The 14,532-nt window shown below is 53.9% G+C and carries 17 protein-coding genes; 5 read left to right on the top strand and 12 right to left on the bottom strand.

Annotated features, from left to right (window positions below; all coding sequences use genetic code 11):
• Positions 1-10: 10 nt before the first annotated feature.
• Complete coding sequence (locus tag PHE17_RS10895) at positions 11-805, top strand: ADP-ribosylglycohydrolase family protein (RefSeq protein ID WP_301015875.1); 795 nt, start codon at positions 11-13, stop codon at positions 803-805.
• 18 nt (positions 806-823) lie between these two features.
• On the opposite strand, the gene PHE17_RS10890 is transcribed toward PHE17_RS10895, so the two are convergent.
• Positions 824-1,153: a hypothetical protein gene (locus PHE17_RS10890; protein ID WP_301015874.1), complete on the bottom strand. Its 330-nt coding sequence runs from the start codon at positions 1,151-1,153 to the stop codon at positions 824-826.
• Positions 1,154-1,349: 196 nt separating this feature from the next.
• On the opposite strand from PHE17_RS10890, the gene creD reads away from it, so the two are divergent.
• The gene (creD, locus tag PHE17_RS10885) at positions 1,350-2,744 is read left to right on the top strand and encodes a cell envelope integrity protein CreD (RefSeq protein WP_301015873.1); all 1,395 of its coding nucleotides are present in this window, start codon (positions 1,350-1,352) and stop codon (positions 2,742-2,744) included.
• A 4-nt stretch (positions 2,745-2,748) separates the two neighbouring features.
• On the opposite strand, the gene PHE17_RS10880 is transcribed toward creD, so the two are convergent.
• The 4 genes from PHE17_RS10880 to PHE17_RS10865 all read right to left on the bottom strand — a co-directional run bounded on the left by PHE17_RS10880 (position 2,749) and on the right by PHE17_RS10865 (position 5,316).
• Positions 2,749-3,951, bottom strand: a complete 1,203-nt coding sequence (locus PHE17_RS10880) for a type II toxin-antitoxin system HipA family toxin (protein WP_301015872.1) — start codon at positions 3,949-3,951, stop codon at positions 2,749-2,751.
• Positions 3,944-4,183 (bottom strand): helix-turn-helix transcriptional regulator, encoded by a 240-nt coding sequence (locus PHE17_RS10875; protein WP_301015871.1) that lies wholly within the window; start codon positions 4,181-4,183, stop codon positions 3,944-3,946. The genes PHE17_RS10880 and PHE17_RS10875 overlap by 8 nt, the downstream gene beginning before the upstream one ends.
• A 59-nt stretch (positions 4,184-4,242) precedes the next feature.
• Positions 4,243-4,536 carry a type II toxin-antitoxin system VapB family antitoxin gene (locus tag PHE17_RS10870; protein WP_301015870.1) on the bottom strand — a complete coding sequence of 98 codons (294 nt, stop codon included), beginning with the start codon at positions 4,534-4,536 and terminating at the stop codon, positions 4,243-4,245.
• A gap of 78 nt (positions 4,537-4,614) precedes the next feature.
• On the bottom strand, positions 4,615-5,316 hold the full coding sequence (locus PHE17_RS10865) for a DNA alkylation repair protein (RefSeq protein ID WP_301015869.1): 702 nt from the start codon (positions 5,314-5,316) through the stop codon (positions 4,615-4,617).
• Positions 5,317-5,478: 162 nt separating this feature from the next.
• Here PHE17_RS10865 and PHE17_RS10860 point away from each other — a divergent pair, with 162 nt between their 5' ends.
• Positions 5,479-6,552: a Fic family protein gene (locus PHE17_RS10860; protein ID WP_301015868.1), complete on the top strand. Its 1,074-nt coding sequence runs from the start codon at positions 5,479-5,481 to the stop codon at positions 6,550-6,552.
• A 372-nt stretch (positions 6,553-6,924) separates the two neighbouring features.
• Positions 6,925-7,743 carry a polyphosphate kinase 2 gene (gene ppk2, locus PHE17_RS10855; protein WP_301016021.1) on the top strand — a complete coding sequence of 273 codons (819 nt, stop codon included), beginning with the start codon at positions 6,925-6,927 and terminating at the stop codon, positions 7,741-7,743.
• Positions 7,744-7,747: 4 nt separating this feature from the next.
• On the opposite strand, the gene PHE17_RS10850 is transcribed toward ppk2, so the two are convergent.
• Complete coding sequence (locus PHE17_RS10850) at positions 7,748-8,641, bottom strand: transglycosylase SLT domain-containing protein (RefSeq protein WP_301015867.1); 894 nt, start codon at positions 8,639-8,641, stop codon at positions 7,748-7,750.
• 171 nt (positions 8,642-8,812) lie between these two features.
• Positions 8,813-9,469 carry an energy-coupling factor ABC transporter permease gene (locus PHE17_RS10845; RefSeq protein WP_301015866.1) on the bottom strand — a complete coding sequence of 219 codons (657 nt, stop codon included), beginning with the start codon at positions 9,467-9,469 and terminating at the stop codon, positions 8,813-8,815.
• Here PHE17_RS10845 and PHE17_RS10840 point away from each other — a divergent pair.
• Positions 9,468-9,863 carry a VanZ family protein gene (locus PHE17_RS10840; protein WP_301015865.1) on the top strand — a complete coding sequence of 132 codons (396 nt, stop codon included), beginning with the start codon at positions 9,468-9,470 and terminating at the stop codon, positions 9,861-9,863. The two genes, PHE17_RS10845 and PHE17_RS10840, sit on opposite strands and share 2 nt — an antisense overlap.
• Here PHE17_RS10840 and PHE17_RS10835 read toward each other — a convergent pair.
• The 5 genes from PHE17_RS10835 to PHE17_RS10815 are packed head-to-tail and all read right to left on the bottom strand — an operon-like array spanning position 9,860 to position 14,236.
• Positions 9,860-10,585 (bottom strand): DUF3299 domain-containing protein, encoded by a 726-nt coding sequence (locus PHE17_RS10835; RefSeq protein ID WP_301015864.1) that lies wholly within the window; start codon positions 10,583-10,585, stop codon positions 9,860-9,862. The genes PHE17_RS10840 and PHE17_RS10835 overlap by 4 nt on opposite strands.
• 2 nt (positions 10,586-10,587) lie before the next feature.
• Positions 10,588-11,847 (bottom strand): FtsX-like permease family protein, encoded by a 1,260-nt coding sequence (locus PHE17_RS10830; protein ID WP_301015863.1) that lies wholly within the window; start codon positions 11,845-11,847, stop codon positions 10,588-10,590.
• Complete coding sequence (locus tag PHE17_RS10825; RefSeq protein ID WP_301015862.1) at positions 11,844-12,518, bottom strand: ABC transporter ATP-binding protein; 675 nt, start codon at positions 12,516-12,518, stop codon at positions 11,844-11,846. Before PHE17_RS10825 ends, PHE17_RS10830 begins: the two co-directional genes overlap by 4 nt.
• Entirely contained in the window at positions 12,515-13,135 is a 621-nt protein-coding gene (locus PHE17_RS10820) for a DUF2796 domain-containing protein (RefSeq protein ID WP_301015861.1), read from the bottom strand. The genes PHE17_RS10825 and PHE17_RS10820 overlap by 4 nt, the downstream gene beginning before the upstream one ends.
• Before the next feature lie 15 nt (positions 13,136-13,150).
• Positions 13,151-14,236, bottom strand: a complete 1,086-nt coding sequence (locus tag PHE17_RS10815; RefSeq protein ID WP_301015860.1) for a GTP-binding protein — start codon at positions 14,234-14,236, stop codon at positions 13,151-13,153.
• Positions 14,237-14,532 lie beyond the last annotated feature (296 nt).

Here is a 14,532-nt window from a genome sequence, read left to right as displayed (position 1 = left end):
GAGGTTCACCATGTTAGGAGCAATTGCAGGCGACATCATCGGTTCGGTGTTTGAGGCGCGGAACTGGCGCAATGAAGCGCCGCACAAGAGCAAGGATTTTCCCTTGTTCGACCCCAAAAGCAAGTTCACGGATGACAGCGTGCTGACCATTGCGCTGGCGGATGCGATCTTGCACCAGCGCGATTACGCAGAAGTCATGCGCGAATATTACCAGCGTTACACCAAGGTCGGGTTTGGGAAAGCGTTCCGTGTGTGGGGAGCCACGCCGGATGCACCCGCTTACAACAGTTGGGGCAATGGTTCGGCAATGCGTATCAGCCCGGTGGGGTATGCCTTTGATTCCTTGGAAGCGGTCTTGGTGAATGCCCGCCGTTACAGCGAGCCGACCCACAACCACCCGGAAGGCGTCAAGGGGGCGCAAGCGGTGGCGAGCGTGATTTATCTGGCGCGAAAAGGTGCGGATAAAGCCGAACTGAAACGTTTCGTGGAACGCGAATTCGGCTACGACCTGTCACGCACGCTGGATGACATCCGCCCGGATTACGCCTTCAACGAATCTTGCCAACAAACCGTGCCGGAAGCGATCACCGCGTTTCTGGAAGCCAACGATTTCGAGGACACTATCCGTAACGCGATTTCCTTGGGTGGCGACAGTGATACCTTGGCATGTATTGCGGGCAGCATGGCGGAAGCGTTTTACGGCGGTGTGCCAGCGCACATTGCCGCGCCGTGTTTGGCGTTGCTGGATGAACCGTTACGCAATGTTACCCAAGCCTTTCGGACAACTTATCACCTGAATGCCTGAGCTACCGTGGGGGGAATGTTAGAAACTTTTCCCCCACGACACGCCCTTGTTGTTGATGCTCCAGTCGCCCAACTGTATTCCGGCAACCGCGCCTACCGCATCCCATACCAAATCTTTACCGCTGAAATGGTTGTCTTGTTCTTGGCTGTCGGCAATTTCTTTGACAATGCCTGGAACCATCGCCAAGCCAAACGCCTTGGGTTTGCTATGGGTGTAAGCGTAAGCTGCCAAACCTGTACCGGCAGAAAGGGCAAAGTGCATGGTTTTGTCGCTGCCTGTCCACGCATCTTCCGCAGCGTGCGCCGCGCCAGACAGCATCAGGGTCAAAGCCAACAGATAGTGTTTCATGATGGGTATTTCCTGTAATAAATAGCCAAATCTTATAAGACTGCCGCCATCGGCGCATGAATTCAGACGGGCGGCGGGCGCGGCTAAACTGCACCAAATCTGCATCAGTATCCGCCATATTTCCACATCCGCCCAAGGTAAATCTCCACGGTGGCTGCTTATCCTTGACCTATCACCAACAACAAGGAGTTACCCCATGCACAGCCGCGCTTTTTACTTCAAACTCGCCACCATCATCGGCCTGATGGTGTTTTTGCTGATCCCGCAATCGTTCATCCTCGGCTTGGTGGGGGAACGTGCGGGGTGGCGCGAACAGGCGTACCAAAGTATCGGGCAAAGCTGGCCCGGCGAACAAACATTAGCAGGCCCGGTGCTGGCAATCCCTTACCAGTTGACCTTTAACCGCAAGGAAAAGGTGAAAGACGATGGCGGACGTGAACGCGAAATCACCCGCGAAGAAACCCTCAGCGATACGCTTTACCTGCTGCCCAAGCAATTGAACATCCAAAGTAAACTGGATAGCAGCGTGCGTTACCGGGGGATTTACGGCGTGCCGGTTTACACCAGCGGCTTGCAGGTCAAAGGCGAATTCAGCAACCAAGCGCTGTTGGATTTACTCGCGGAAAACAAAGATAAGCAATTCCGTTGGGATAAACCCTACCTGTCGGTGCTGGTGCGTGACCAGCGCGGCATCGTTGCCCCACCGAGCCTGACATGGGCAGGCAGTAAACTAGCCTTCCAACCGGGCAGCAACTTGCCGGGGGCGGGCGCAAGCGCAGGGATGTACGCCAAACTGCCCGCACTGGCGTTAGATGCCGAAACCCGTCTGCCGTTTGCTTTCGATCTGGAATTGAACGGGATGCGGGCGATGAATTTTGCCTTGCTCTCGGAAGACACCAGCGTGCAATTGGCTTCCAACTGGGCAAACCCCAGCTTCACGGGTGAATTGCTGCCAGTTAGGCGCGACATCACGGAAACGGGTTTTAGTGCGCAATGGCGGGCATCGTCGTTTTCCTTCAATGTCACGGGCGCGATGGAAGAATGCCGTAAAGGGGATTGCACCAACTTGTTGAGCCGTGCGGTTGGATTCGGCCTGATCCAGCCAGTGGATGTCTACCAGCAGTCGGAACGCAGCATCAAATATGCGCTGCTGTTCATCGTGCTGACGTTTGTCACGCTAATTTTGTTTGAATTGCTCAAGAAATTGCGCATCCATCCGGTGCAATACACGCTGGTTGGGTTTGCGCTGCTGGTGTTCTACCTGCTGCTGATTTCGCTGTCGGAACACCTTGCCTTCCTCACTGCATACAGCACGGCAGGCTTGGCGAGTACTGGGTTGCTGACGCTGTATTTTGGTGCGATCTTGCACAGCCGCAAACTGGGATTATTGCTCGGCGCGGGTTTGGCGGGCTTGTATGCGCTGCTCTACATGATTTTGCAGGCGGAAGAAAACGCGCTGCTGATGGGCAGTGTGCTGATCTTCGTAGTGTTAGCGGTGCTGATGCTCGCGACCCGGCACTTCGACTGGTATGCACTGACAGCGGGAAATGCGGGCGAGAAATTGGCAAGCCCTGCGCCTACGACGGAATAATCCCCTATAGCATTGGCTGTGTCAGTACGGTGTAAAGCTGTTCTGACACAAGTGTAAAGTCAGCGTATTGCTGCTGTAATTGCCCCAATAATGCCAAATTCTGCTGAATTGCTTGCTCTACCGCCGCTTCAATCTCCGCTATTTTTTGCGTATCCAGTTGGCAATGCTGTTTCGCAAAGGTGTGCAGCACCTTACGTTTAGGCCAGCGTTTCGAGCCTGTCAGGGTCAACGCCATCGTGTCATGCGGCAGGTAAGGGACGGTGCTGACCAGATCAAACACGGGGGCAAGCGTGCGGCTGATGCTTGGGGTTTCACCACTGCGCAAGCCTTGCAGGTTGGGGTATAACACGCCCAGATTTTTCAGGTGCGCATCGCCATTCCTGATCCTGATGTTGAGGTAGGTCAGTTTGAATAGGTCATACAGCGCTTTGCCCTGATGTTCCGGTGAAACAAATTGGCGGATGGTGTTGGTGCAGCTTTCCAAAGAACTGTCGTATTTCTGTTTCGTGCCTTTGGCTTGCAGCACGCAAAAATCCTCAAAGCCCAGTGCTTCGCCGTCGCTGCCAATGTCGAAACGCTGGCTGACCAACAGCTTGGCGTTATCGCTGAGGTAAAAGATTGGGACATTCAAACCTGCGTCTTTGGCAATGCTCATGCACAGGTATTCATTGCAGCCTAGATGGGGGTAATCTGCCCCCCAGCTTTTGACGATGTAATGCTCAACCGGGAACGTCAGATGCCCTTGCAGGTCGAGCAGGACTTTGGGTTGTACGCCCGCTACCCCGGATTGTTGGGCGTAACGTTGCAGCAATTCACTGAACAAGTTGGCATCGGGGTTGTTCAGTAAATCTTGCAAGGTTAAGGGGTTGTCACTGGGGAGGCGCAAGGGTTGGTCTGCCAATGCGTAGGCAATGCGCCCGATTTGGTGTGTGCCTAGAATGGTCAACAGGGTCAGGTCATCACTGCCGTATTGCTTGGCGGTCATGCGCTCTAAGGCTTCGCGCAACGCACCTTCGGGCAAGTTCATCTCGAAAATGGGGTGCAATTGCCCGTAATTGTAACTTTCGTGGCGCAACGGCATGGTCAGCGACAAAGCCTCGCAGGCATCATGGCGGTAGCTGAAAACGTGTTGCTGCTGGCTGGCACTTAAGCGCCCTGCGGGGGCAGGCTGGGTTCCGTGTCCGGTGTAAACGTCGACTTCAGCCATATTGCACCTTCAACTCATCCAGCGTGGGCAGGCCGACATCTTTAGTGGTGAGGGTTTTGCCCAGCATTCCAAGAACACGCTCCACTTTGCGGATGCCGATGTCGTTGTAATCGTTGCGTTCGAGTGCGCCGATGGTGGTACGGTCAAGATTGCACAGGTCGGCAAGGTATTGTTGACTCCAGCCGCGCGTTTTGCGGGCGGAGCGGATGGTTTCACCGATAGTTGCTAGCATGATGTTTATATTCATCAAAATGGGGATATTTGGCAGTATTGATGAATATGGTCATCATTTCAAGCCTGTTTTTCCCAAGGTGATTCAGGTAATACGGCGGCTTCTGCAATTATTTTCTGGTCATCATGCCATGCTTGCCTTTCGGCTGGGGTCAGACTGTGAAGCGCACGCTCTGGACGGTGATCATCGCCTGCGTCGTAGTCGATTGTGCCGAACAGTTGCAGGATTGAGGCTCGTTTATGGCGTTGGATGTATTCCTGCAAAGCTTGGGTAACAGCCTCCTGTTTGGTTTTTAAACCACTGAGTTTGGTTACTGCTTCGATCAGGTCATCGTCGAGTTCGAGATTTACCATAAGTCCCACCTCCTTGTTTATATACACATTTGGAGTATAGGTTTGCTGGTAAACGGGGAACAAGTGTTTGCGCTAAATCTACACTGTGCCGCTCAAATACTGCTGGCGGCGCTCTTCGGGGAGTTTCTCAATCGCATAACGCAGCATCGTGCGCGGCATCTGGCGGTAATGCGTTTGCAAGAAGGTTTCTTCCGCCGACAGGTCGCGCTTGCCGATTTCGCGCAGCATCCAGCCGACGGCTTTGTGGATCAGGTCTTCGCGGTCAGTGAGCAGCCGCGCTGCCAGCGTGAGGGTGTCAGCAAAGTCGCCGCGCTTGATGAAGTGGAAGGTTGCCATCACCGCGATCCGCCGTTCCCACAGGTTGGTGGAAGCGACCAGTTGGGTGAGCAATGCCCGGTCTTGCGCCAGCAGGTGTGCACCGATGATGTGTTCGGCGGAGGTGTCGACCAAATCCCAGTTGTTGATGCGCGGCAGGTTGCGCAGGTAGAGCGCGAAAATGTCCGCCTGTTTGGGCGCGTCCGCTTTGGGGTATTGGCGCACCAGCATCAGCAGTGCCAGCAGACGGTCTTCGTGCCACGGCGAATGCAGCAGGGTTTCCACTTCCGGCAGGCTGAGGTTCGGGTATTGCTTCACCAGTTGCCGCAGCGCGGGGACGCGGATGCCACGGAACTGGTCGCCCGCGCCGTATTCGCCGTGGGCGGTTTTGAAGAAACGCTGGAGGTTGGCAGCGTCAACGGGGTTGGCGAGTCGGGTTAGGTGGTGTTGGAGAGTTGGATTCACAGTTCAATCTCATTGGTCTTGTCGGGGGGAATCTATCAAGACATCCACTTGTCAGGGAAGGAGTACCCTCGAATATTCCGTTTTGTTCTCAAATATTGCGTTTTTTGAGAAGGTGGAGGAGGATGTATACCAAATTTCCGCATTTCTGAGAAGATGGATAACATGCAAACTATCTCACTGGCAGCGTTGCTTCCCCAACTGGAAACTTCCGGTATCCTCAAGGCACTGATTGTAGCCCACCGCTACCTTGCAGAATTAAAGGGTATCGCGAAGACCATGCCTAATCAGGCAATTCTATTGTCAACGCTCAGTTTGCAGGAAGCCCAAGACAGTTCTGAAATCGAAAATATCATCACCACGCAAGATGCGCTGTTCAAGTACAGGTTACAGGCTGATGTGCATGATGTGGCAGCGAAAGAAGTCTCCAATTATGCCGATGGCTTATCGGTTGGTTATCAGCGGGTGCGTGAGCATGGTTTGTTGACCTTGAACAGCATCTTGGCGATACAGGAAACGTTGGAAAGCAATCGGGCAGGTTTCAGGAAAGTGCCGGGAACGGTTCTCAGGAACGATAAAACTGGGCAAGTCGTCTATGAACCGCCTTCCCCGGAACAAATACCGTCGCTGATGGGTAATCTGGAGCAGATACTGCATGATGGTTGCGTCCAACTTGACCCATTGGTCAGGATGGCGATTATCCACCACCAGTTTGAAACCATTCATCCCTTCTATGACGGTAATGGTCGAACGGGCAGGATCATTAACATTCTGTACTTGGTGAAAGAAGGGTTGTTGGATGCGCCTGTCTTGTATTTGAGCCGTTACATCAACCACACCAAAACAGATTATTACCGCTTGTTACAAGAGGTGCGTGATACGGGGAATTGGGAAAACTGGGTCATTTACATAGTGCGCGGCGTTGGTTTGACGGCAAAACACACCATTACGTTGATCGAAGGCATCAGGCGCTTGTTGCAGCAACAAAAGCACCACATCAGGGACAATCACCGTTTTTACAGCCAAGATTTGATTAACAATATTTTTCGTCATCCCTACACGAAAGTGCAGTTTTTGGAGCATGACCTGAACGTGTCGAGGGCGACAGCCACCCGTTATCTGGATGCGTTAGCGGTTGATGGCGTTTTGGAAAAGCATAGGCTGGGGCGGGAAAATTATTACCTCAATAAAGCCCTCGTCGATTTGTTGTTTAACATCCCGAAGATTGAAACTGCGTAATGGGCAAAATGTCTGCTGACATTTGTCACCATGCGCTATCTTGTACTTAGGTAACATGAACGGTTTAGGTGTTTATATTAATGAGCAATGTGGAGCAAAACGATGGATCAAGAAAAAACCAATAACCCCCCAGCAGTGGACGCAGCAGTGACAGCCGCCGGTGTGGAAGAATTTGCTGTCCTCCAGTCCAGCGCGGAAGCGCAAGATGCGCAGTTCAGTGCGGTAGAAGACATTCTGGAACATACCGAGCCGCGCCCTGCGAACAGCGCCGAGGCGATGAAAGCACTCGAATCTATCCTCGAAGGCGCATCCCCAGATGACGCAGCGGCACTGAAGGCGGCGTTGTTACGCTGGCAGAAATACGAAGCGCGGATGCCGGTTAGCCCCGATGATGAATTGGTGGATGACTGGCGCAATGCGGTTTACCCCTACAAAAACCGCCTGTCACGCAAGAATTATGAGAAGCAAAAATACCACCTGCAAGTGGAACTGCTCAAACTGCAAGCGTGGGTACGTGAAACCGGGCAGCGTGTCGTGATTTTCTTTGAGGGACGTGATGCGGCGGGAAAAGGTGGCGCAATCAAGCGTTTCATGGAACACCTTAATCCGCGTGGTGCGCGTGTCGTCGCCTTGGAAAAGCCCACTGAAATGGAGCAGGGGCAATGGTATTTCCAGCGTTACATCCAACACCTGCCGTCAGCGGGTGAAATCGTGCTGTTTGACCGTTCTTGGTACAACCGTGCAGGCGTCGAGCGTGTCATGGGTTTTTGTAACGAAAACCAATACCTCGCGTTCATGCGCCAAGCGCCGGAATTGGAGCGTAATCTGGTCAATAGCGGCATCCATATCATCAAGTTCTGGTTCTCGGTCAGCCGCAAAGAACAGCGCCGCCGTTTCAAAGAGCGTGAAATTCACCCGCTCAAGCAGTGGAAGCTCAGCCCGATTGACTTGGCATCCCTCGAAAAATGGGACGAATACGGCAAGGCGAAAGAGGCGATGTTCTACCACACCGACACTTCCGAATGCCCGTGGATCATCGTCAAATCAGACTGCAAGAAACGCGCCCGCCTCAATGCGATGCGTTACGTGCTCAACAAGCTGGATTACAAAGGCAAAGACCTGCGTAACCTCAGCCAAGCTGACCCGCTGATTGTCGGGCGGGCCAACTTTGGGGGCAATAACAACAGCTAAACGCTTATTGTAGGCGCAATACCTGCCCCGCCTTGATCCCATAAGGTGCGGGCAGGCTATTCAGGCTGATAAGCTGGCGTACTGGCACGCGGGTTTGACGCATGACTTCATACACGGTGTCGCCCGCTTTTACGGCATAAGTGTTTGAGCCTCCTCTGGCAGACCCCACATGCAAATCATCCCACGGGAAAACTTGGTTGGTTTCCACCTTAGCCCGCAACACCGCTTGGTTGGCTTTGCTGGATGATGATGCTTGGCGCAACACCGCTTTGATGGGTTTGGCGCGAGGTTCCACTGAGGTATCGGCATACGTTTCGGCAACACTTGCTTTATAAATACGGTCTTGACCATCGGAGAATTTGCCATAGGCGTGCATGACTTTGCTGACATAGCCGCTGTTCGGAATCCGCCCACCTTTACTGACATTACCCTCGCCCGCATTGTAAGCAGCTATAGCACGTCTGGCGTTACCGTCGTAATGCCCCAGCAAGAAACTCAAGTAACGCGCACCGCCGTGGATGTTTTGCCACGCATTGTAGCCATTGTTGATATTGAAACGGCGGGCTGTCCCCGGCATGAGTTGCATCAAACCTTTTTCACCGGAAGAGCCACGTGCGGTGGATTTGAAACAACTTTCGATGGTAATCACGGCTTTGATCAGGTCTTTGCTTACCCCGTATTTGGAAGAGGCACTGGCAATCGGTTGCCCATACTGGCTGGCTTTCTGTTCCAAGCTGCTGGGGCTTAAGGTTTGGCAACCACCGCCGCCGCCGACATGATGCGATTTGGCACGGTGGGCTTTGTGGGAAGCCGCATCAGCGAAGTTGAGCGGAGTCGATGCGATTGACAAAGCAATCACTAGCGCTACGCCAAGCGCGATAGATATGATCTTTTCCATAAGTTTTCTTCTTAATCCATTCAATTGACACAAACCGGCAACCATACCGGATGCCCCTTAATGGGGCAAATATTCCGTTGGCTCCATCTATTTAGTTATCAACGGTTTGCAAATCAAGCGGTTATTTTGCATCAATGCGGGAACTTTATCCTGTTTGATGGGTCATCCCCCTCATTTGCGCAGGTAACGGGTATCGTCGAAAGCGGGTATCCACTGAGGTACATACACCACCGCAATCACCGTCAACATGCCATTGAGCAGCCCTTCCGGCAGCATCAGTAGCGGGATATAGGGCAGGTAATTGGTTTGCAGGTAATACGCCGAAAACGTTTCCGTCCACCACAGCAGCAAGCTGCCCACCGCAATGACCGCAACAATACTGAGTATCGCGGCTAAAAACGCATTGACGAACACGAAAATAAAAATGTTGGTCGGCAAGCGCCGCTGGCTCCAACGCAATAGCCAATGGGTGATCAGGATCGGGATGCCGCCCATGACCAAGGTATTGCTGGGGACAGCAAGCAGGCCAGCATCCAAGCGCCAAAAAGTAATGCCCACGATAGCGGTGGCGGCAATCAAGGCCAAGCGCCAACCGAACAGCAACGTCATGAGCGTGAAACCCAAGAAGTGGAAATTGAGGTTACTGCCAATCCCCGCCCGCAACAGCCAGAAGGTGCTTGCAAACACGATAGCGCCAAGGTAAACATGGGTGTGCTCGCGCACATAGCCCCACGGCGCGTGGCGGAATGCTTGCACCAGCAGTAGGAACAGGACGAAGCCCGTTACTAACAACCAGTCTTGATTGAACACATTAGCAGGTATATCCATGCAAGCCATTCTCTCACGCTTATTGGCGATTCAGCCACCCACCCGGCGGGTCGTAAAAATAGTATTTCTGTGCCTGATGGCTATCGGGTTGGTGCTTGCCTTACTGCCGATGGACGGTATGGGGCTGGAATTCAACAACCGCGACAAGCTGGCTCACGCTGCCGCCTTTTTCGGCTTTGCTTTCCTGTTAGATTTGGCAACGTTACGCAGCTTTTGGTACTGGAAAGCACCTTTACTGCTTTCTTACGGCGCGGTCATTGAGATATTGCAAGCGTTCACGCCGTGGCGCTCATTTTCCGTGGCGGATTGGGCTGCGGATGCGTTGGGTATCCTGCTTTACTGGTTGGTGTGGCGCGGCTTAACGCACTACGCCACTGCTGCGGATAAGCCTTAGTTGCCGGTTTTTGCAGGCGTGGTGGGTTCCGTCTCTTCGTAGATTTCCACCCGTGCATCATTGATCTGGTAGCCCGCATCGGCTAGGTCTGTGTGTTTTCCGGTGGTGCTGAGCGTGCCGTAAACCCAGATGGGGGAATACATATCGCCCATACTGATGGACTTGCCTGATTGTGGTGTGACCAAAATGGTCTGGTTGACGGGGGGCGGCGGGACATGGATGCACGCGCCAAAGAAAGGTACGAGCAGGAATTCCTTCACCGTATCGGTTTTTTCGTCCACTTCCAGCGGGGAAACGAAGCCGGGAAGTTTGACCTTTTTGCCATTTAGCGCGGGGTTAACGGGGGCATTATTAAGTTCGGCCTGCATCTTTTCTAGGACTGCATTTTCTTTCGGATCGCCTTCGGGAATGGCGTCGATTTGCGGCTGGTACTTTTTCATGATGTCTGCCAAGCCCTGCCCCGGCAGTTCGAGGTCTTCCCACGCCAGTTCTTTATATTCGGCGTTTTGCGCCTTGAGCTTCGCCAGTTCGGTATCCGGTGGTTTGATTAGGCTGTTGATCAGTGTGCCAACAACAGGGGCATCAGCAGGCAATGCCGTATTGGGAGTCCCCATCGTGGCGGGTTGGGCGGTGCTGGCTGGGGTTGCTGTGGTTGTTTCCTTGTCGCCACAGGCTGCGAGCAAACTGGCAAGTACGATTGCCAACAGAATCGTTGTTTTCATCATCATACCCTTACGGTCAAACCATCTTGCAGGGAACGGCGGTAAGCAATTGCCCCCGGAATCAGGCTGAACAGTAGCGCAAGCCCCGCCACCACCGCAAGCATCAGCACATTGGGCATATCCGGTATCCAAGTACGCAAGTAAAAGCCATATTCAGCCACCACCCACGGGCGGGCAGCGAACAGTGCCGCATAGACCAGTGTTACCCCAGCCAGACAGCCCAGTACTACCAGCACCAGCGCTTCCAGCACGAACAGCAAAAACACCTGCCGTGGATGTGCGCCGACTGCCCGCAAGATCGCCATTTCCCGCCGCCGTTCATTGAGGGTGGAAAGTAGTATGGTCAGCATTCCCAGCAAACCTGCTACCACCACGAAACCGCTGATGATGCGCAACACGGTTTCAAACATCCCGATGGCTTGCCACAAATCAGCCAGTGCCACGCCCGGCAAGGCTGCTAGCAGCGGCTCGCGTTGGTATTCATTGATCTCGCGTTGCACTCGGAAAGCGGCGGCGCGGTTTTTCAAACCCACCAAAAACGCAGTGATCAGTTTGGGGCGTAAGTTTTTTTGTACAGCCTCTTCCGCGCTGATGTGGTAGCCCGGCACTTGCACACCGCTTACCCAGTCGACGTGGATGGCTTCAATGCCCTCCAGCGTGACATGCACCGTGCGGTCGATGGGCGTGCCAGTCGGCTTGAGGATGCCCACCACATGGAAGGGCTTATCGGCATGTAAGGCGAAACTTGCCGACGCGGTTCCATGCGCCAGCACGATGTTATCCCCCAGTTTATACCCCAACTTGCGGGCGACTTCTGCGCCCAACACGGCGTCATACACGCCTGCAAACGGCTGGCCTGCGGAGAAATCCAGCAACTGCTTGTCTCCGTAACGGTAGTAACGGAAATAGTCCTGATTCGTCCCCAACACCCGGTAGCCCTTGTGGGAATCACCTAAGCTCAACGGCACTGACCATTCCACCAGCGGATTGCCGATGATTTCCTGATACGACTGCCAACTGATGTTATTGGTGGCATTGCCGATGCGGAATACGCTGTAAAGTAGCAATTGCACCGGGCCGCTGCGTGCGCCCACCACCAAATCCGTGCCGGAAATGGTGCTGAGGAAACTGGCCTTGGCTTCCTTGCGGATGTATTCAACCCCGAGTAGCAGCGCAATGCTGATGGCGATGGAAAACACGGTAAGCAATAGGCTGGCGCGGCGGTTCCACAGGCTGCGGAGGGTAAGTTTGAGCAGGATCATGGTTGGTTTACCTCGCGTAAATCCACCACGCGCGGGAAATGGCTGGCGATGTGCGGGTCATGGCTGACAAAGAGGATGGTGCTGCCCTGTGCTTCAGCTTCCCGGAATAACAAGTCGAGGAAACCGTCGCGGGTGTCAGTGTCGAGTGCGGAAGTCGGTTCATCCGCAATGATCAATTCCGGGTTGCCAATCAGTGCTCGAGCTACTGCTACCCGTTGCTGTTGCCCCACACTCAAGTCGGTGACGGAACGGTTACGCAAGTCGGCATCCAGCCCCAGATGATCCAACAGGCGGTTGGCTTCCACCAAGGTATTCCCTGCTTGTTGCTTACGGCGGGTGGAAAAGTGGCAGGGCAATTGCACGTTTTCCAGTACTGACAGGTAAGGCAACAAATTGAACTGCTGGAAGATCACCCCCATGTGGTCAGCACGGAAGCGGTCGCGGGCGGAACTGCCCATACTATGCAGCGCTTGCCCCAGAATACTAAGGCTGCCGCTGGTGGGAGTGAGGATGCCCGCCAGCAGATTGAGCAAGGTGGTTTTGCCGCTGCCGCTTGCGCCTTTGATGAACAGGTGTTCGCCTTGCGCCACATGCAGGTTCGCAATTGCCAGCGTGTCGCGGATTTGACTGTGCCAACGGTAGTGCAAGTTTTGCAGTTCGATCACGTTCATGGGGTCAGTTTGATGGTGTCGTCTTGTCCCAGTTCCACGGCTGACGCGCCTTTGTCTGTTACCCATTCGGCGTTGATGCGCTGGAAACCTTCCGGGAACGCGCTAAACAGTTTGACCGCGACTTCTTTCAACTCGGCGGGTTTGTTGCAGGCGTATGCCCACGTAACGTCCACATCATTGTGGGCATCGCTATTTTGGGGTTCTGCGGTGGTGGGTGCGGTTTCTGTGCCAGCTTCCGCGTTACCGATGTCATCACCCAGTAGCCCGGAAAGTACTTCGGTGTCTTTCAGTTCGCATTCGGCTTCGGGGTTGACGTTGAACAGTTCATCGCCACCTTCCAATTTTTCCACCAAGTCGTCCAGTTTTTGCTTGTCTTCGTCAGTGTCAGGCATGTGCTCAAAACCGACGAGGTTAACGGCGGGGGAGTCGAGCATGATTTCTAGCCCCGTTTCCCCGACAGACAGGGAAAGTTTTGCTGTGCCGTGTTCGTGTGCGCCATGTTCTTCGTGTTCGACAGGGGCGGCGGCAGCTTGGGTTTGATCGTCGGCGTAGAGCTGCCCCGCCGAGAAGGTAAACAGCAGGCTGAGGGTACTGATCAGGATAGTGGGGAGTTTCATGTGCATCTCCTTTCGCTAGGTGGAAGTATTAACAGTTTGGGTAAAAGCGTTCAGCAAGTTGCTGACATAGGCTTCGTCGAGATCGGCAGTGATAAAGACGAAGCGGCTGCGATGATCGTTATCAGGCCATGCGGGCAATTCCACCGACGGGTAGAACAGGTGTTGGACAGCGTGCAACACCACCGGGCCTTGATGTTCTTGGACATTGACGATGGCTTTCATGCGTAACAGGCGCTGGTGGCAGAATTCCGCCAGTGTTTCCAATGCTGCCGACACATCAGCCCAGCGCAAGGGTTGGTCGAAGGTCAGGGAAAAACTGCGGATGCGCCCATCCGTGCCCTTAGGGCTAGGTGCGGCAGGGTTACGGATAGCCGCTTGCGTCACGGGATTTGCCGCGACAATACGGAAATTGTCTGCCGCCAGCCATTGCTTGGCTTTGGCGGGTTCCGACTGGTGGTAAGCGCGGAGTTTGAAAATAGTGTCTGGGTTAACATCACCATTACGCACATGCGCAATGGGGGCGGCAGGGTTGGTGCTGGCGAGGCGGGCTTCCAATTGCCGGATGGTGTCAGCATCGGCAAGGTCGGTTTTGGTCAGCAGCAAACGGTCTGCCCCGGCGACTTGCCTTACGGCTTCAAAATGTTGGTCAAGCTGGCTGTTGCCAAATACCGCGTCCACCGTGGTCACAACCCCATCCAGATAATGGCGTTTGGCTACCCAGTCGGAACGCAGCAAGGTTTCCATGATCGGCATCGGGTCGGCGATACCTGTGGTTTCAATAATGATGCGCTCATACGGGGGAATCACCCCATCGCGCCGTCCCATCCACAAGTTTTTCAGGGTGGGGACGAGTGAGCCTTGGATTTCGCAACACACGCAACCGCCGGAAAGCAGTGCCATCGGGCCGTTCGTGTTTCCCACTAATTGGTGATCCAGCCCTACACTGCCGAACTCATTCATGATGACGGCGGTCAGCGGCGGCGCACGCAATAGCCGTTCCCAGAACGACGGTCTGAGCAGGTTATTCAACAGGGTGGTTTTTCCACTGCCGAGAAAGCCAGTTAGCAGGGTAATTGGGATGCGGTCAGCGCTTGCTTGCACGTTAGTATGTCTTCTTGCAACAGGGGTTGTCAGGTTTTACGGTAGCAGAAGTGTGGCACGATAAGGAACCCGGCTACAAGCGGGATAAGTGCGTCGAGGCTTGGGCTTGAACCTCGGCGCACTGTGTTTCAGGCAACGGAAATGTCGCCTGAGTTCCCTCTCAATCAAATATAAAGGGAAGAATTAGGGGGTAACTTCCATGTTATTTTCATCATTCCATTGATTGAAACCTTAATGTAGTCTGAATGGCGGAAAAAGCAAGGAACAATGCAGTATTTCGTTGCAACGTTACATTA

This window comes from Thiothrix sp., assembly GCF_028714775.1.
Taxonomy (GTDB): domain Bacteria; phylum Pseudomonadota; class Gammaproteobacteria; order Thiotrichales; family Thiotrichaceae; genus Thiothrix.
The sequence above is the reverse complement of the archived record's forward strand: the minus strand, read 5'-3'. Positions and strand labels throughout refer to the sequence as shown.